This is a genomic window from Pseudalkalibacillus berkeleyi (assembly GCF_021608225.1).
In the GTDB taxonomy this organism is placed as follows: Bacteria; Bacillota; Bacilli; order Bacillales; family Fictibacillaceae; genus Pseudalkalibacillus; species Pseudalkalibacillus berkeleyi.
This window is the reverse complement of record NZ_JAKIJS010000001.1, coordinates 1,058,117-1,076,859: the sequence shown is the minus strand read 5'-3', so window position 1 is coordinate 1,076,859 and position 18,743 is coordinate 1,058,117. Positions and strand designations below refer to the sequence as shown.

Sequence of the window (18,743 nt, the reverse complement as noted above, 5' to 3'; positions counted from 1 at the left end):
AATAAAAAAGAGACCCCGGAGAAATCCGAGGCCTCATTTTCAGCTTTATACGAGGTATATAATGCTTTTTTTCTTAGTAAAGTTGAATATATTGTTCTCGTTCCCATGGATGTACTTGTGTACGGAACATATCCCACTCGATTTCCTTCAATTCAATAAAGTGTTCTGTAGCATGGTCGCCTAGAGCTTTTGTCATTGTTTCATTTTTCTTAAATATTTCTAAAGCGTCTTTCAAAGTTGCAGGAAGGTCTCTAATGCCCGCTTCCTCACGTTCAGGTTTATCCATTGCATAAATATTACGGTCAATCGGTTTAGGCGCTTCCATCTTATTCTTAATGCCGTCTAATCCAGCAGCTAACATTGCCGCCATCGCCAGATACGGGTTCGCTGCAGGGTCAACACTTCGTACTTCGATACGAGTACTTACGCCTCTAGATGCAGGAATTCGAATAAGAGGACTACGATTTTGCATCGACCACGCAACATAACATGGTGCTTCGTACCCAGGTACGAGTCTCTTATATGAGTTTACTGTTGGATTAGTAATCGCAGTAAATGCTTCAGCATGCTTAATAATACCAGCTAGGAACTGCATTGCCGTCTCACTTAGTTTTGAGTCAGTGTTTTCGTCATAGAAAGCATTGTCTTTGCCTTTGAATAATGACATGTTTGCGTGCATTCCTGAACCATTTACACCAAATAAAGGTTTAGGCATAAACGTCGCATGCAACCCATGCTTCCGTGCGATTGTCTTTACAGCTAATTTAAATGTTTGTATATTATCGCAAGTTGTAATTGCGTCTGCATATTTAAAGTCAATTTCGTGTTGTCCTGGTGCAACCTCATGATGTGATGCTTCAATTTCGAAGCCCATATCTTCAAGTTCAAGGACGATATCACGACGGCAATTTTCCCCAAGGTCAGTAGGGGCTAAGTCAAAATATCCGCCTTTGTCATTCAACTCTAGTGTTGGCTCGCCCTTTTCGTCGTTCTTAAATAGGAAAAATTCAGGCTCAGGTCCAATGTTGAAATCAGTAAACCCGAGGTCTTCCATTTCTTTTAGGATACGTTTAAGGTTTGCTCGTGGGTCCCCTTCAAATGGTGTCATATCCGGGTTATAAATATCACAAATCAGTCTTGCTACCTTTCCTTTTTCAGATGTCCAAGGAAAGACGACAAAAGTGTCTAAATCCGGATAAAGCAACATATCAGATTCTTCGATTCGTACGAATCCTTCAATAGACGATCCATCAAACATCATTTTGTTGTCTAACGCTTTTTCTAACTGGCTAGTAGGAATTTCAACATTCTTGATTGTTCCAAGTAAGTCCGTGAACTGTAATCGGATGAATCGTACATTTTCTTCTTTCACCATTTTGAAGATTTGATCTTTAGAGTATTTCGAACCCATGTTTTGTTTTCCTCCTAAATTTGTAATTAGATGTCTTTGCTATCACAAAAATATGTGACTTCAATTAAAGAAACGTGATAATTCTCCTTGTATAAGTGAAGTTTTGCCGAATCGACCCGCTTGATACAATTCTTTCTTCAGGTTCTTATGAATGTCACCCTCAGAAGGCTCTGTCTTATAATGCAGGTTAGGAACAGAGATTCCTCGTTCCTTCATTTCGAATATTTCACGTATACCAGCTAGGTTCACACCACGTTCTAGAAGGGACTTGATCTCAAGCAATCGATCGACGTCGTTAAATGAAAACAATCTCCTGTTACCTTCAGAACGAGCTGGAGTTATCAAGCCATTTTCTTCATAGTAACGGACTTGTCTAGCAGATAGTTCAGTCAATTGCTTTATGATCCCTATGGGAAACAAAGGCATATTTCTTCTCACTTGATCTCCCATCTGTGTCCCTCCATTCTGATGTATTAATAACAGTATATGCGAATGTTAGCTTTTGTGTCAAGTTAATGTAAGAAAACCTAACATTGCATTTTATACATACAAAAAAGGAGTGACTGATTGAGTACACTCCTTTAAACACTTCCCTATTTTCCGTTGTTTAAACCGTTTTTCAATATCTCTTGAAGAGCTGATTGTACTGCAATTTTGACATGTGCATAGGTGAGCCCTCCTTGAACATAGGCTTCAAACGGTGCGCGAATCGGTCCATCAGCCGACAGCTCTATACTCGAACCTTGAATAAATGTGCCTGCTGCCATGATTACATCATCTTCATATCCAGGCATATAGCTCGGATGCGGTACAACATGTGCATTTACAGGTGATGCCTTTTGTATAGACTGACAGAATTGAATCATGTAATTTGCATCGTGAAATTTGACCGATTGAACTAGATCCGTTCTAGTTGCATTCCATTTTGGAGATGTGTCAAAGCCATAATCCTCCATAAGTGCCGCTGTAAAAACTGCCCCTTTCAGTGATTGACTCACGACATGTGGCGCAAGAAAGAACCCTTGGTACATGTCCAATAGTGTATCCAAAGATGCTCCCGCTTCTTTCCCTAAACCAGGGGAAGTTAATCGGTAAGCGCATAACTCTATTAAGTCTTCTCTTCCAGCTATGTAACCACCTATTTTCGCTAGACCGCCACCTGGATTCTTTATTAAGGATCCTGCGATTAAATCTGCGCCAATTTGAGTAGGTTCCATTTCTTCAACAAACTCACCATAACAGTTATCTACAAATACAATTACATCGGGTTTAATACTCTTAACGAACGTTATTGCTTTTTCTATTTCGTTAATTGTAAAAGATCGTCGATCCGCATAACCTTTAGAACGTTGAATTCCGATCATTTTCGTGTTCTCATGAATCATGTTTTGAACCGCTTCAAAATTTATATTTCCTTCATCGGTCAAATTTACAGATTGATAGGTAATGCCAAATTCTTTAAGTGAACCTTTCCCATCACCTCTGATACCTACAATTTCTTCCAATGTATCATATGGTTTCCCAGTAATATAAAGTAGTTCATCATTCGGCCGTAACACACCAGATAAAGCAATAGAAATCGCGTGAGTACCTGAAATGATATGAGGGCGAACAATGGCATCGTCCGCACCAAACACTTCAGCATAGACATTTTCTAATACATCTCTACCTGTATCATCATATCCATATCCAGTTGATGGAGTAAAATGAAAATCACTAACACGGTGTTTACGAAAAGCAGATAATACCTTCTCTTGATTCTTAAATTCAATACGCTCAATTTCATCATGAATAGGCTTTATCTTTTCTTCTATTAATTTGGTCTTTTCTGTTAAATCCTTCTCGAGGTCATGTTCTGTCATTCTGTATCAATGTCTCCTGTCCGGATCAAGGTTTGTATTTGATCATAAATCGGTAAAGTAGGATGGGCGTATCCTTCGCATACATATACGTTATATTCGTCATCCCAAAAACGATGTTCTAATATCGTTAGACGTTGTAATTCACTAAGTAATTTCCCTTCATTAGACGGTACTGCTACTTTATAAGGAACCATTGAAGACTTAATTGTTTCTTCAATCGTTCTCAACAATGTCTTTGGATCTTCATTTCGTATCGCTGAAACAGATAACGACTGATAGTGTGTCAATGCTTCATGATCGAGATCATTTTTATTATAAACGGTTAGCATCGGAATTTTATCCGCTCCTAGTTCTTTTAACAAAGAAATAACGGTTTCTTGATGCTTGTCCCGATTTGGATCAGAAATATCAACCATATGCACGATAAGGTCTGCTTCTGTAACTTCTTCAAGCGTTGACCGGAATGAAGCGACCAAGCTGGTCGGTAGATCCTGTATAAAACCGACTGTATCAGTCAATAAAGCAACCATTCCACTTGGTAACTTTAATTTGCGAGTCATCGGATCAAGTGTTGCAAATAACTGATCTTCTTGATAAGCATCTGAGTCTGTCAGCACATTAAACCATGTTGATTTACCAGCATTCGTATAACCTACAAGGGCAATTTGGAAAGCTTGGTTTGTCTTTCTACGTTCACGGTACCGCTGACGATGTGAAGCAACAGTCTTTATTTGTGTCTTGATATCCGTAATCCGATTTCTAATATGTCGACGATCGGTTTCTAGTTTGGTCTCACCAGGACCTCTTGTCCCGATTCCACCACCAAGTCTAGACAACTGTGCACCTTGACCTGACAATCGAGGTAATAAATACTCTAGTTGTGCGAGTTCAACTTGAAGCTTACCTTCTCTTGATTTTGCACGTTGGGCAAATATATCAAGGATTAACTGAGTGCGATCAATTACTTTTATGTCTAGTGCTTCACTTAAGTTTCTCATTTGGCTTGGAGATAACTCATGATTAAAGATCACGAGGTCAACCTCTATTTCTTCAATTAATGCTTCTATTTCCTCAACTTTCCCTTTTCCTACTACAGTTGCTGGATGAATTCGTTCACGCTTTTGACTTACCTCCATGACAGGATCACCTTGTGCAGTTTTCACCAGTGCAGCAAGCTCAATCATTGAAGATTCAAAAAGGGTGTCATCCTTGCCTTGCAATTGACACCCTACTAATAATGTTCGTTCATTTAATTTCGATGGTTCTGCCAATCTATTCCCCTGCCTTCATACGCAGAATGGAACCGGAGATTCCCCCTCGGTTCTTATCCACAAATTACGTCTTTATGCATGCCTACATTTTATCAAATTCATGGGGTTTCTGCTAGATGCAGGTCTCTCTCAGAAATTAACATCAAATAATCCCGATCCATTTTTCCTTCTTTCAATAGACGCATAGATTGCTTTCTCATTGATTTCTCGAGGAGATTTCGAATGTATCGACCGTTTGAAAAAGTGCTACCTTCTTTCGACCTTACATATTGTAAGTGTGAGCGCAGCTTCCGTTCTGCTTCCAAAGATAGCTTATATTCTCGTTCTTTAATCATCCGTTTAGCAATTTCCATCAACTGATCAACAGAGTAATCAGGAAAGCTTACGACAACAGGAAACCGAGATGGTAAGCCAGGATTTAGCGTTAAGAAGTGATCCATTTCTTTGGAGTAACCCGCAAGTATTAGAATAAAATCATTTTGTTGATCTTCCATAGATTTTACGAGTGTATCGATGGCTTCTTTACCAAAATCCTTTTCACCACCACGCGCTAAAGAATATGCTTCATCGACAAATAGAATACCGCCTAGTGCCTTTTTGACCAGTTCACGTGTCTTTTGTGCAGTGTGACCAATATACTCTCCAACGAGGTCAGCTCTCTCTGCTTCGATTAAATGCCCTTTTGATAAGACGTTCATTTCATGGAACAGCTTGCCAATCATACGTGCTACAGTTGTTTTACCGGTACCTGGGTTTCCTTTGAACATCATATGCAAGACTTGTTTTCCCGTTTTCAAATTTGCGGTTTCACGGCACTTATTTATATACAACCAGGCATAGATTTCGTTTATTAATTCTTTCAATTCATCCATACCAACAAGTGCTTCCAGCTCACGCTGTATCTTTTGTAGGGGCGCGTGCTTTTCTCGTGCTTTCGTATCTGCAAGCCAGTCGTCTTTAGTAATAGATGAAGGAGAGCTTGAACTCAGCACGACATTGATTTGGCTCTTCGAGTTACGACTGATTGTTTGTTCCATGAACCTTCACCTCGCTTTAAGATTCTTGTGTATTATACGCCTAGTCGATCGAAGTGTGACAAATGCCTATAAGAAAAGGGGAAACATCCACTCTAGCTTCGAAGGTCACTGGAAGTCTGATGAGGAGGCTGTGGCCGCCGCAAGAGGACTGAAGTGAACCAAGAAGCTGGGTGTTGGAGCTAGACAGAAAAGCGGACTTGCACAGGATCTCAACACAAAAATGAAACATTTTCGTGTCTGCGATGAAAATTCTTGGTAGCATTCCTTATGCTGACTTCGACATTCGCCACAGGACGCGGCGGCTTTTAGTCGAAGATCCTCTTTAACAAACTTGCTTCGATGGTCACAGGCACAAAAAATGATGCGTACCATTTATTTATGGTCGCATCATCTTTGTTGACACTTATAGGTTCATCCTCGGGATCGTCTTGCAAAATCCACAAATCTGAATTTATCCAATCTGTGTCTAGATTCAGTGTATTGAAACAAAGTTGCATCGTCTAAATATACGAAGTTCTTTACGAGCACAACATGCTTATGGTCTCCTAAATCAAGCAATTCCTCATCTTGTAACGATGCATTTTCTACCGTAATTTCTTTCTTAGCAAAGCTAATCGTTAAATTCAATTCATTCTCAATATAATCATAGATCGAGTGTTCACAAACTTCTCTTGTTAAACGAGGGATCTTCTTTTGTAATAGGTAATCTTTATCTAGGATGACCTTCTCCCCATCGATTTCCCTCGATCGAACTACGCACCAAACTTGGTCATCGATTGTCGCTTGCAGCATTTGACTAAGCCCCTCGTTAAGTTGTTGCAAGCTGAGTTCATGGACATTCGTCTTTACTTCTTTCCCTAAATTCCTTGCCACTTCTTTAAAGCTAACTAAGCCTGACACCGGAAAATTCATTTTATTTACATCAAGAACTATGGAGCCTTTCCCTTGCACTTTTTGTATGAAACCATTTTGAGCTAATAAATTAAGTGCTTTGCGTGTCGTTTCCCTAGAAGTATTGTATTGTAGTGCCAACTCATTTTCTGATGGCAGCTTAAGACCAGGTTCATAGATATTGTTTTGAATTTTATCTTGCAAGTCATTATAAATCGGTACAAATTTATTCTGTCTCATTTAAATCACCACTTTAAAGTTTAGCACGATTAAGAAAAGTAATAAACGACGGATTCGTATGGCCTTAATGTAAACTGGTCAACTTCTCGGCTTGAATCTTGATAATTGGAAAGCAAAATTTCAGATTGAAGCTCGCCTAAATTCATTCCGTTCGGTAATTGAAAATCTGTCTCTTTATTATAGAAATTGTTAATTACAAGTAACGTTTCATCTTCATTCCTACGAACATATGCAAATATTGTAGGATGTTCTTCCAACAGTAACTCATAACTACCGTTTGTAATGACATCATACTCTTTCCGTAACGAGATTAATTTCTTATAGTGATGAAAGATGGAATCTTCATTTTGTGTTGCGAGCTCTGCATTAATTTGTTTATAGTTCTTTGCAACCGGAATCCACGGCTTAACTTGTGAAAATCCAGCATTCTCTGTTGCATTCCATTGCATCGGCGTCCGAGCATTATCTCGAGATTTTTGCTTTAAGATCTCTATAATCTCTTCTTCCTGCTTTCCTTCCGCTAATAACTCTTCATATGCATTTAAGGTTTCCACATCACGATAGGAGGATATGTCATTAAAGTTAGGGTTTGTCATCCCAATTTCCTCTCCTTGATAAATATAAGGAGTCCCTTGCATCATATGAATCGTTGTTGCGAGCATTTTGGCAGATGTCTCACGGAACTGCCCTTCATCTCCAAAGCGGGATACGATACGGGGCTGATCATGATTGCACCAAAATAGTGCATTCCAACCGTTACCTTCATGCATTTCTACTTGCCATTTTGAAAGAATCTTCTTCAGTTCAATAAAATCAAAATCCGCCTTTGTCCATTTATCCCCTTGAGGATAATCCACCTTTAAATGATGGAAATTGAACGTCATGTTTAATTCACGACTATTTGGGTTGGTGTATTGGATGCAATCGTTAATTGTTGTAGAGGACATCTCTCCAACTGTCATGACATCGTACTTGGATAGGACTTCGTTGTTCATTTCTTGCAGGAACTCATGGACGCGAGGTCCATCAGTGTAATATTTCCTTCCATCGCCTGGAGCAATCGTACCATCATCACTTAAGAAGCGTTGATCCTTAGATATCAAATTAATGACATCAAGTCGAAATCCGTCAATTCCCTTTTCAAACCAATAATGCATCATCTCATATATTTCTTTACGAAGTGAGGGGTTTTCCCAGTTTAAATCGGCTTGAGTAACATCAAATAAATGTAGATAATATTGATTCGAATTCTCATCATATGCCCACGCTGAACCACCGAACTTCGACTTCCAATTCGTTGGCGGGGTTCCTTCTACTCCGTCTTTCCATATATAATAATCGCGATATTTATTGTTAGGGTCTTGAAGCGCTTTTTGGAACCATTCATGTTCTGTAGAAGTATGATTGACGACAAGGTCCATAATAACCTTTATTCCTCTGTCATGAGCCTCTTCTAATAAACTTTCAAAATCTGCCATCGACCCATATTGTTCAAAAATTTGATAGTAATCCCGAATATCATATCCATTATCCCGCTGAGGTGAATCATAGACTGGTGTTAACCATATGATGTCTATTCCAAGTTCCTTTAAATAATCAAGCTTCTCTATTATGCCAACGATATCTCCCATACCATTATTTGTCGTATCGTTGAAGCTTTTTGGGTATATTTGATAAACGACTGATTTTTTCCACCATTCTTTATGCATAGATCTATACTTCCTTTCTAAAACACAGACTGACTTATTACCTTATTCGGATAAAGAAGGGAGGATCGATTGACTTCGATCTCCCCCTCCTGTTTGTTATTGCTTTTTCAATTTCCCATATGCAAATGTTAGGATAATCGGTAAGAATAAAACGATAACCATGCCGATGAAGAACGCTCCCCAGGAACCTTGTTGGATAGATAGAAATCCGGGAACTCCTCCGACACCAATCGATGTTGCCTTTACTTTGTTTACAGTTAATATTAATCCAGCGATTGCTGAACTAATCATCGCAGCGATGAAAGGATACTTAAATCGAATATTCACACCAAACATTGCTGGCTCAGTGATGCCTAGATACGCAGAAATGGCTGAAGTAATCGACAAGCCTTTCACCTTCTCATCATTTGTTAGCCACATCATCGTAAGTGCCGCTGAACCTTGAGCGATATTTGAAAGAGCTAGCATTGGCCATAAGAAAGTTCCGCCTGTGCTAGAAATCAATTGTAAATCAACTGCTAGGAATGTATGATGCATGCCCGTGATGACGAGTAAGGAGTAGAAACCACCATAAATGATACCACCTAGGGCTGCAAAGTTATCAAAGATACCAACTAGACCGTCTGTAATGACATTACCGATTGTAAATGTAACAGGACCAATTGCAATGAATGCTAAGAATCCAGTAATCAATAAAGTAACTGGTGCTACGATTAAAAGCTTGAAAGCATCTGGTATTTTTTTGTTCAAGTACTTTTCAATTGTAGCTAATACGTAAGCTGCAACTAATACGGGTAGTACTTGACCTTGATAACCTACTTTCTCAATCGATAGACCAAATAAGTCCCATACTGGTATGTTTCCTTCCTCAAGCGCTTTACCATAATCCCATGCATTTAGTAAACCAGGATGTACGAGCATGAGACCGAGTACAATCCCAAGCAATGGACTTCCACCGAACCTTTTAACTGCCGACCAACCAATTAATGCTGGTAGAAAAACGAAGGCGGTGTTCGCAATTAGGTTGATGATATCAGCAAAGTCTTTCCATTGAGCATGAACATCGACGATTGACTTTTCATCATAAAAGATTCCTGGACCAGTTAACACATTGTTCAATCCCATTAACAAACCAGCTGTAACAATGGCAGGGAGAATAGGAATGAAAATATCCGCAAGTACTTTAACTGCTCGTTGGAGCGGATTTAAGTTCTGTTCGGCTGCACTTTTCACATCTTCTTTGGAGGACTCACCGATACCGGTAATGTCCACCATCACTTTATATACTTCATCTACAGTCCCTTGACCTATAACCACTTGATACTGACCATTTGTAGAGAAGGATCCTCTTACAAGGTCAATACCATTCAGACGATCACTATCGACTTTTCCTTCGTCATTTAACACGAGCCTAAGTCGTGTTACACAATGCGTTGCCGTATGAATGTTCTCTTTTCCACCAAGCGCATCAATAAGCTCTTGGACCGTTTCCCGATTTACGCTCATGAATTTCTCCTCCTATTGATAGGTTGAAAACGATTTCATGTTTCACCTAAAAAAACGCTTTCAAAACCTTGTATATACATGTTGTTAATTATTCTAATCTTGTATATACAAGTTGTCAAGCTTCTTATTTAAAACATCTCTACTAGGAATTTTTAAAGCAAAAAAATAACCCTATAAGTTAGGGCTATTTCTTTACGTCAGGTAGTCTATGTTGGTCTAGATATTCTTTAGACGGATTTGATTTGCGAATTTCCAAATTTTCATTTGGCTTTATCTTACTGATCATAACCCCTAAACCATTGTAAATATCGAGCTCCTCAGTAATTTTATTCTTGTTAATCGCCTTACCCCACTCTTGCATCGTTGCAAGATGCTCAGCATTTGTCGTAACGAGCGCATTTGCACCTTTGCTATGACTGCTTAATTGTCGGTATATTTGATTAACGGTTTTCTCTTCATCTACATTTTGCTCTAACTCTACGCCAACCACGATATAAATACCACTTACGATTGCTCTTGCACTTTTGACACCTTTAACTTGCTCTGTCAATTTTACAAGTTCTTTTGCGTTAGCCGATTCAGCAGATGTTCTTTTGACGATTGGTGCATCTTCTATATTATTTTTGTTTATTTTGAAATCTTGTTCAGTTGGATTTGAATAATGTCGTTGACCTTCTTCTCCATTCATTCCATTACAAGCGACAAGAATTAGAAACACGATCAGGATAGTAGTAATCTTTTTAAACATCCAACCCACCTCGTTTATTTTTCCTTATCGTTTGACTATTCATTGGGAGTTATACATGAGTACGCCATGATATAATTAAATTAATATACATTAGGATGGTGAAAACGAAATGGGGAATCATGAAACACCGAAGGATGCGATTGCATTTTTAACGGATTTAGAATTTCGAGGAAAACAACCATCAACTGTAAAAAGGTACAAATATGATCTAGAAGATTATCTTGCATGGATTCGTGTAAATGAACTCGGTTATGATGATCAACAAGTTTATACAACAGATTTCATACAAACATATTTCGATTTTCTTATTACCGAGCGTTCTTATTCTTACCGCACCCTTAAACGCGTATATAGTGTTTTAAAACAGTATCACCTTTTCCTCTATTCTCAAAGGAAATGTTTGACGAACCCGATGAACGGAATTGAAATTGATAACATATTAGATGATTCATTCACTGAAGAAATGTTCTTATCAAAACAAGAACGAGAAACACTTTTAAATATCCTCTCTTCTCCAGAAGGGTTAACAGAAAATCAATTGAAAGCTTTCCCGTACTTATCTAAACGGAATTTAGGAATAATAACTTTAATGATCAACTATGGCTTAAGTCTTCATGAAGTGAGTGCACTCTCAATGAGCCATCTATCATTCATTAATCGAGAATTGAAAGTAATCACAAACAACGATTTGACAAAGAGAACGATATCATTGAGTAATGAGGATAGCGAACTTCTATATGATTACTACACTTCAATCCCTTCAGCAGTTAGACCTGTTCAACACACAGGGGACCCATTTTTCGTCGCCTTTGACTTTAAAAGACTCACTTATAGATGGTCATATGAAACTAATAAGCCGAAGCGTTTGACAGAAATCGCAATACAGAAAATGATTAGACAAGAAATTGCTCGTGCCGGTTTACGAAAAGGGATATCTGCGCAACATTTTAGAAGAACTGCAATTTTAAACCAGCTTAAGACGAACCAAAATGCAGAAGACATTCAACACCACTTCGGAATGAAAACGTCTTTAACATTAAACCGTTACTTAGATTACCTTCAAACCACCGCTTCACATTAGTAAACGTTGTTGGTAGCAAAAAAGGATTGACCTCATCAAGGTCAATCCTTTTCGTATCCATATGTACTAAATGTACAATTGATTACTGAATGAATTATCCATTCTGATTTTCAGAGCTGAATTCGACAGGTCGTTGAGGAGTAAATGTTGAAATCGCATGTTTGTAAATCAACTGCTGCTTTCCGTCAGATTCGAGAACCACTGTGAAATTATCGAATCCTTTCACCAGTCCTTTAAGCTGAAAACCGTTTAATAAGTATACTGTGACGAAAACATTTTCTTTTCTTAAGCTGTTTAAGAATTGATCTTGAATATTAATGGATTGCTTCATGTGTATAGGCCTCCTAAATAAACGTTCATAACATTAATTCGATTCAAGATGTAGCTTTCCTGCCACATAACGCAAAATAGATGGAATTTTTTCTTCAATGGACTCATTTGTGACATCAAACCATTCCACATCCATCTGATGTCTGAACCACGTCATTTGACGTTTAGCATATCTTCTAGAGTTTCTCTTCAACTTCAATATCGCTTCATCTAATGTACATTCCCCATCAAAATATTCATACAGCTCTTTATAACCAATCGCTTGAACTGCTTGTGTGTTTCTAATTCCGTCACGATGTAACGCTTGAACTTCTTCGAGTAAACCTTCCTGCATCATGATGTCTACACGTCGATTAATCCTATCATACAGTTGTTCTCTTTTCATCTTTAAACCGATTGTCACTAAATGATACGGGGAGGTGTTTTCTCTAGTTGCATTACTTTGTTGATCTAAATGACCCTTTGTATGATAAATTTCAAGTGATCGAATGACACGACGTACATTGTTCGGGTGAACTTCTGCTGCTCGTTTGGGATCAACACTTCTCAATCGATTGTGTAGTGCTTCCACACCGTACTGTTCAACATAGTTCTCAAGTTCGTCACGATACGCGGGGTCAGCTGTAGCATCTGTAAACGTATACCCATGCGTAACTGACCTAACATAGAGTCCTGTCCCTCCGACCATAATTGGCAGATGGTCACGGTTATGAATTTCTTTGATTTTGTTTGTTGCATCTTCTTGGAATGAGGCTACTGAGTAGTCCTCATTAGGGCTCTTGATATCAAAGAGATGATGCGGAATTCCTTCCTTCTCATCTTCCTTGATTTTGGCTGTCCCGATATCTAACCCTTTATATACTTGCATTGAATCACTGTTCATCACTTCTCCATCAAAAGCTTTTGCTACTTCAATACTTGTTTTTGTTTTGCCGACTGCTGTAGGTCCTACTATGACGACTAATGCTGGATTCATACCATTACCTCCACTTTTATCACATCACTCGTTTGAACATCTTTTCCAATTCATAACTTGAAAATTGTATGAGAATTGGTCGTCCGTGTGGACAAGTAAATGGCTCTTTTGTTTCTCTCAATGTTCGGATCAATGAAACCATCTCATCATGCCTTAAATGTCGATTTGCTTTAATCGAACCTTTACATGACATCATGATAGCTGCATCTTCCCTAAGCTTTTTTATATCTGTTTTCTTATCCGATAGAACTTGATCAATAATTTCCTGTATCGTTTGTTGCTCTTCACCGCTTGGAAACCACTGTGGATGAGAACGTACGATGAAAGTGTTGCCACCGAATGGTTCTAGAAAGATTCCGATGGATGACAATTCTTGTTGATGTTCCTGGATGATTGTCGCTTCAGAATGCGTAAATTCAAATGTAATCGGTACGATTAATTCTTGGACTTCATGTTCATACATGCCCACTTTTTCTCTAAAATACTCATATTTGATTCTTTCTTGAGCAGCATGTTGATCAATCACATACATTCCGAGTTCATTTTGAGCAATGATGTAAGTCCCATGAACCTGTCCAACAGGATATAAGACTGGGATGCGAGATGTTGATGATTCATTATCGATTGAATTTTCATCTGTTTGTCCTGAAACTTGATTAAAGAGGTATCCTTCATATTCTTCCTTAGAAACATTTTTTTCTGGTTCTACTTCTGTTTTTGATTCATTCGAACTCTCATTCGTCGTAGACAGTTGGCGAGATGGTATGTTCTCACTTTCAGAAGCATCATATCTATTGACCGCTTCTAAACGACGTGAAATATCACGCTCAGAAGTATCAAAACTGAAGCTTGGCTGTTCAGAACGCGGTGCCGACATTTTCGATTTCGGCTGTGTAACTTTAGGAATGAGCTCTGTTTGCCGTAAAGTCTTTTTAATCCCTTCTTCTATCGCTAAAGCTAATTCTTGTTCCTTACTGAACCTTGCTTCTAATTTCCCTGGGTGCACGTTGACATCAACTAGGATCGGGTCAAGATCAATCGATAGGATGACAATAGGATGGCGGCCGATCGGGAGTAAGGTATGATACGCCTGTTCAATTGCTTTATAAATCTTAAAATTCTTAATGTATCTACCATTAATAAACAATGATACGTATTGCCGTGAAGCACGTGTCACCTCTGGCTTTACAGCATATCCATTTATACGGTAATCTAACGTCTCGTTTGAGACAGGAAGCATCTGTTTCGCAACAGATATGCCATATATACTCGCGACAACTTGAAGCAAATCTCCATTCCCTGGCGTCTTAAGAACTGTTTTGCCATTATGCTTTAAATGAAAGGCGATGTCAGGGTGACCCATAGCTTGTCTATTAATGACGTCGGTAATGTTTCCAAGTTCAGTATGAATCGTCTTTAAATGTTTCAATCGTGCAGGCGTATTATGAAAAAGCTTCGTTACTTCAATGGTCGTCCCTTTTCGACTATCAGACTTATTCTGACTGACGACTTTTCCAAATTGAATAGTGAGTTGATTACCAGCGTCTCTGCCTGTAGATGTTTTTAAGTCCACTTTTGAGACAGAGGCGATACTTGGTAAAGCCTCTCCTCTGAATCCAAGTGTTCTTATATGGAATAGATCGTTTTCATTTTGAATCTTACTCGTCGCATGTCGTTGGAAGGCGGTTAACAGATCTTCGTTTTCAATGCCGTCCCCATTATCGATTATAATGAGTTTAGAAAGTCCACCTTCTTCAACTTCAATGTCAATTCGGGTGCTGTTTGCATCAATTGAGTTCTCTACTAACTCTTTCACAATCGATGCAGGTCGCTCAACAACCTCACCTGCTGCAATTTTATTTGAAAGAAGGTCGTCTAATTGTTTGATTTTACCCATTTAGCTTCCTCCTGTTTTCCTTGCTTGATCGACATTTGCAGGTTGTAAAGTGTATTCATCGCTTCAAGAGGGGTCATTGATAGTAGCTCCAATTCCTTTAACTGATTCAATACAGGGTGATCAGACTGAATGATTTTTTGAGGCTTGGTTTGTTGTGATGGTTCAAAAAATGACAGTTGACCATTATCTCCCTTCACTTTTTCCTCTGAATGAGCTATATTCTTTCCTTTTTCTGATTCGAAATCCTTTAACAAGGCATTAGCTCGCTCTATTAGTTTCGGAGGGAGTTGGGCAAGTTCTGCAACATGAATGCCATAGCTACGATCTGCTTTCCCATCCTCAACTTTATGAAGGAAAACAACTTTCCCCTCCTCTTCAATGGCTTTTACATGAATGTTCTCAAGTCGTGATAGTTGATCTTCAAGAACAGTTAATTCATGGTAATGTGTTGAAAAGAGTGTCTTTGCACCTATAAATTCATGAATGTATTCAATAATCGACTGAGCTAAAGACATCCCATCATACGTGGATGTCCCTCTTCCAATTTCGTCCAAAAGTAAGAGGCTACGGTCTGTCGCATGATTCAAGGCATATTGGGTCTCCATCATCTCAACCATGAAGGTACTCTGACCTCCTGCAAGATCATCTGCAGCACCAATCCTCGTAAAAATTTGATCAAATAAAGGAAGTTCTGCATAATCTGCAGGCACAAAACATCCAATCTGCAATAATATAGAGGATAAGGCAACTTGTCTCATATACGTACTTTTACCTGCCATATTCGGTCCAGTGATTAACAACAGACCACGGTTCTGGTCCATCCGAACATCATTAGATACATAGTCTTGCCGGTCCATCATTTGTTCTACAACTGGGTGTCGACCTGCCTCTATTCGGATAACCTTTTCATTCGAAATAATCGGCTTGCAGTATTGACCTTCTTCACTAACAACTGCAAACGCTTGAAGCACATCTATCTCACTTATTTGTTTCGCTAAAGCTTGCAATTGAGGAATGAACTTTTTGACTTGTTCACGAACTTCTATAAATAACTCATACTCAAGTTCAATTGATTTCTCTTCAGCCTCTAGTATAATGTCCTCTTTTTCCTTCAGTTCAGGTGTGATGAATCTTTCAGCATTTGCAAGTGTTTGTTTACGTTCATAACGTTGTTCATCAATAAGGTGTAAATTACTTTTGGTTACTTCAATATAGTATCCAAAGACACGATTGAATCTAATTTTCAAGGAACGAATCCCTGTCTTTTCCCGTTCTGATTGTTCTAGTGAAGCAATCCACGTTTTACCGTTCACACTCGCATTTCGATATTCATCCAATTGATTGTTAAACCCATTTTTAATGATATTACCTTCTCGGATGGAGATTGGAGCATCTTCATGCACAGCTGCATCTAACAGATTGGTTAACTCTTCACAAGGATTCATATTATGTGAACGGTCTGTTAAACCCGGATGGTCCATATCAAGTAGCTGATCCTTCAAAGACGGCACGTTTTGTAATGACCGCTTTAGTTGCATCAAGTCTCTCGCATTCACATTTCCGTATGCAACCTTACCTGCAAGTCGCTCTAAATCATATACCTCTTTAAGTTGTTCACGGATCTGTTCTCGATTGAAAAATTGTCTCATGAATGATTCAACAATGGTTAATCGCTCTTCTATCGATTTTGAATCGAGTAGCGGTTGTTCAATCCATTGCTTCAGCATCCTTCCTCCCATCGCTGTTACAGTCTGATCAAGTAACCAAAGTAACGATCCTTTTTTCTGCTTTTGGCGAAGTGTCTCCACTAGTTCAAGATTTCTTTTCGAATTTGGATCAATCTTCATATAAGCGTTCGTTTCAATAAAAACAAACTTTTGTAAATGATCAAGCGATCTCTTCTGTGTTCGGACAAGATAGGAAAGGAGTTGCTTACCGACTAACTGAACCTCATTGGAATCTAAGTCTTCCATAATGGTATGTAGGTTGTCTGGAAGGTCAATCTCAATCGATTTAGAAACAGTAAACTGATAGACCTCTTCGAGAAGCTTCACTCGTTCCTCGTTCATATCTTTTGGAACAATCACTTCTTTAACACCTAAAGACTGAAGCTCTAAACATACTGATTTCCAGTCCTCTTGAAGAACTTTAACTGCATTTTGTCCAGTAGATAAGTCACAAGTCGCAATCCCGAAGCTGTTATGAAGAGGTGTAACTGAAGCGATGAAATTGTTTGCTTTCTCATCTAGTAGTGCCCCTTCCATTATTGTTCCGGGTGTAATGACTTGTACAACATCTCTTTTCACAACACCTTTTGCTGTCTTTGGATCTTCTACTTGTTCACAAATCGCAACTTTATAACCTTTTTCAATCAGTTGCCCAATATAATTTGGAGAGGAATGATGGGGTACCCCACACATTGGAATTTTGCCACCATCTCTACTCGTAAGTGTAATTTCTAGTTCTTGTGATGCTTTAAGTGCATCATCAAAGAAAAGCTCATAAAAGTCTCCTAAACGAAAAAATAAAAAGGCATCTTGATAATCTGCCTTTATCGATAAATATTGTTTGATCATTGGAGTATACTCAGCCATGTCAGTCCTCCGTCATTCTATTATTCTCACCCCTCATTATAGCACAATTATTTATTATATTTAGAGCGATAAACATGACTGAACAACTGAAAGTTTTCGTAATGAAACAAAAATTAGACCCAACCATTCTGGATGAGCCATAACTAACTAGATAACAAAAAACAAGGAAGAAGTTGTCTTCTTCCTTGTTCAACTATTCTTCTAGGTCTCCGAGTAGGAAGTTCGGATCGAGGTCTTCAAATTCTTGCTCATCGACCTCATCTTCCCAACTGTCATCCTCAAATTCTTCAATTACACCATCTTGGTTAACTTGAACCCACACTTTCGTTTCACCGATTACTTCAGCAATGAATTCTCGCTCAACTTGCACAAGGATTTTGTTCCCGTTTGGTGAAATCGTCGCTTCTAATGTATTTGGCTCCTGTAATGCTCTTGCACTCACTTCAATATGTTTGCCTAGAGAGTTCTCATCTCGTTTCGAAAGATTACAAGTATCCTTATACTTGATCGTCTCCGTTACAACTTCTGTCTTCGTATTGTTATTGTAGGAGTACCAAACATTAATATCATAGCTACCTTCAACATCTACTGAGTTGCCGTTTTCTACAGGTTTATAATTGTGATTAATGATCCAGCAACCAAGTATACTGGAAGGTTTGTGAGCAGGTGTGACCGTGTGGGTGGCCTGTGAAAACTTTCGACCTTTGCCGCAAACCGCTTTCGTAATGATCTCTCTGAAGCTGTTATCGTTTTTGGCCATGTGACTAAATCCCTCCTCTTCCAATCTTCAATTCATCCTATGCAGGGCGAATGACTAGTGTGCTAAAATTTTTTATAAACTCGTTCATAATGTCCCGTTAATTCAGTCTATGAAAATCTTACGAAAATATTTTATATTTTTTGTTTTTTTATAGGAAAGGGTTAGTTAAAGACTGTTGTTGATTTTGAACAGAATAAGGCGGACGCTTTCCGCGGGCAACGCTTCAGCCTCCTCACTTCCACAGGATGTGGTGACTTCAACGTTCACCACAGGACGTGGTGGTAATTAGTTGAAGTTCCTTAGTTCCCTCGCTCTGCGGGGTCTTCAGTCTGTTGCTTTTCCCGCTAGAGTCGCCGCCTTATGCTTCTATTTTCTTTAAATATCAACAATGAAGGCTAACAGAACAATAGGAAAAAGGTACGGTAAGTGA

The 18,743-nt window shown here is 38.7% G+C and carries 15 protein-coding genes; 1 reads left to right on the top strand and 14 read right to left on the bottom strand.

The annotated features are described in order from the left end of the window. Window positions 1-73: 73 nt before the first annotated feature. The 9 genes from glnA to L2716_RS05585 all read right to left on the bottom strand — a co-directional run bounded on the left by glnA (window position 74) and on the right by L2716_RS05585 (window position 10,675). Entirely contained in the window at window positions 74-1,411 is a 1,338-nt protein-coding gene (gene glnA, locus L2716_RS05625) for a type I glutamate--ammonia ligase (protein ID WP_236332599.1), read from the bottom strand. A gap of 60 nt (window positions 1,412-1,471) precedes the next feature. Continuing rightward, complete coding sequence (locus tag L2716_RS05620; protein ID WP_236332597.1) at window positions 1,472-1,861, bottom strand: MerR family transcriptional regulator; 390 nt, start codon at window positions 1,859-1,861, stop codon at window positions 1,472-1,474. A 143-nt stretch (window positions 1,862-2,004) separates the two neighbouring features. After that, a complete protein-coding gene (locus tag L2716_RS05615) occupies window positions 2,005-3,273 on the bottom strand; it encodes a methionine gamma-lyase family protein (RefSeq protein WP_236332595.1) in 1,269 nt (422 codons plus the stop codon). Beyond that, window positions 3,270-4,544, bottom strand: a complete 1,275-nt coding sequence (gene hflX / locus L2716_RS05610; RefSeq protein ID WP_236332593.1) for a GTPase HflX — start codon at window positions 4,542-4,544, stop codon at window positions 3,270-3,272. The genes L2716_RS05615 and hflX overlap by 4 nt, the downstream gene beginning before the upstream one ends. Window positions 4,545-4,642: 98 nt before the next feature. Next, complete coding sequence (gene spoVK, locus L2716_RS05605) at window positions 4,643-5,581, bottom strand: stage V sporulation protein K (RefSeq protein WP_236332591.1); 939 nt, start codon at window positions 5,579-5,581, stop codon at window positions 4,643-4,645. Between the two features lie 411 nt (window positions 5,582-5,992). Further along, window positions 5,993-6,712, bottom strand: coding sequence for a trehalose operon repressor (gene treR / locus L2716_RS05600; protein ID WP_236332589.1), 720 nt, complete (start codon window positions 6,710-6,712; stop codon window positions 5,993-5,995). A gap of 29 nt (window positions 6,713-6,741) precedes the next feature. Further along, complete coding sequence (gene treC / locus L2716_RS05595) at window positions 6,742-8,421, bottom strand: alpha,alpha-phosphotrehalase (protein WP_236332587.1); 1,680 nt, start codon at window positions 8,419-8,421, stop codon at window positions 6,742-6,744. A gap of 96 nt (window positions 8,422-8,517) precedes the next feature. Then, the gene (treP, locus tag L2716_RS05590) at window positions 8,518-9,927 is read right to left on the bottom strand and encodes a PTS system trehalose-specific EIIBC component (RefSeq protein ID WP_236332584.1); all 1,410 of its coding nucleotides are present in this window, start codon (window positions 9,925-9,927) and stop codon (window positions 8,518-8,520) included. Window positions 9,928-10,111: 184 nt separating this feature from the next. Continuing rightward, complete coding sequence (locus L2716_RS05585) at window positions 10,112-10,675, bottom strand: YhcN/YlaJ family sporulation lipoprotein (RefSeq protein WP_236332582.1); 564 nt, start codon at window positions 10,673-10,675, stop codon at window positions 10,112-10,114. Window positions 10,676-10,784: 109 nt separating this feature from the next. Here L2716_RS05585 and L2716_RS05580 point away from each other — a divergent pair, with 109 nt between their 5' ends. Continuing rightward, on the top strand, window positions 10,785-11,756 hold the full coding sequence (locus tag L2716_RS05580; RefSeq protein WP_236332580.1) for a tyrosine-type recombinase/integrase: 972 nt from the start codon (window positions 10,785-10,787) through the stop codon (window positions 11,754-11,756). 94 nt (window positions 11,757-11,850) lie between these two features. On the opposite strand, the gene hfq is transcribed toward L2716_RS05580, so the two are convergent. The 5 genes from hfq to L2716_RS05555 all read right to left on the bottom strand — a co-directional run bounded on the left by hfq (window position 11,851) and on the right by L2716_RS05555 (window position 18,313). Further along, a complete protein-coding gene (gene hfq / locus L2716_RS05575) occupies window positions 11,851-12,087 on the bottom strand; it encodes an RNA chaperone Hfq (RefSeq protein WP_236332578.1) in 237 nt (78 codons plus the stop codon). Window positions 12,088-12,120: 33 nt separating this feature from the next. Then, complete coding sequence (miaA, locus tag L2716_RS05570) at window positions 12,121-13,062, bottom strand: tRNA (adenosine(37)-N6)-dimethylallyltransferase MiaA (RefSeq protein ID WP_236332576.1); 942 nt, start codon at window positions 13,060-13,062, stop codon at window positions 12,121-12,123. 19 nt (window positions 13,063-13,081) lie between these two features. Beyond that, complete coding sequence (mutL, locus tag L2716_RS05565; protein WP_236332574.1) at window positions 13,082-14,959, bottom strand: DNA mismatch repair endonuclease MutL; 1,878 nt, start codon at window positions 14,957-14,959, stop codon at window positions 13,082-13,084. Continuing rightward, window positions 14,938-17,553, bottom strand: coding sequence for a DNA mismatch repair protein MutS (gene mutS / locus L2716_RS05560; protein WP_236332572.1), 2,616 nt, complete (start codon window positions 17,551-17,553; stop codon window positions 14,938-14,940). Before mutS ends, mutL begins: the two co-directional genes overlap by 22 nt. A 193-nt stretch (window positions 17,554-17,746) precedes the next feature. Then, window positions 17,747-18,313: an outer spore coat protein CotE gene (locus L2716_RS05555; RefSeq protein ID WP_236332571.1), complete on the bottom strand. Its 567-nt coding sequence runs from the start codon at window positions 18,311-18,313 to the stop codon at window positions 17,747-17,749. Between the last annotated feature and the right edge of the window lie 430 nt (window positions 18,314-18,743).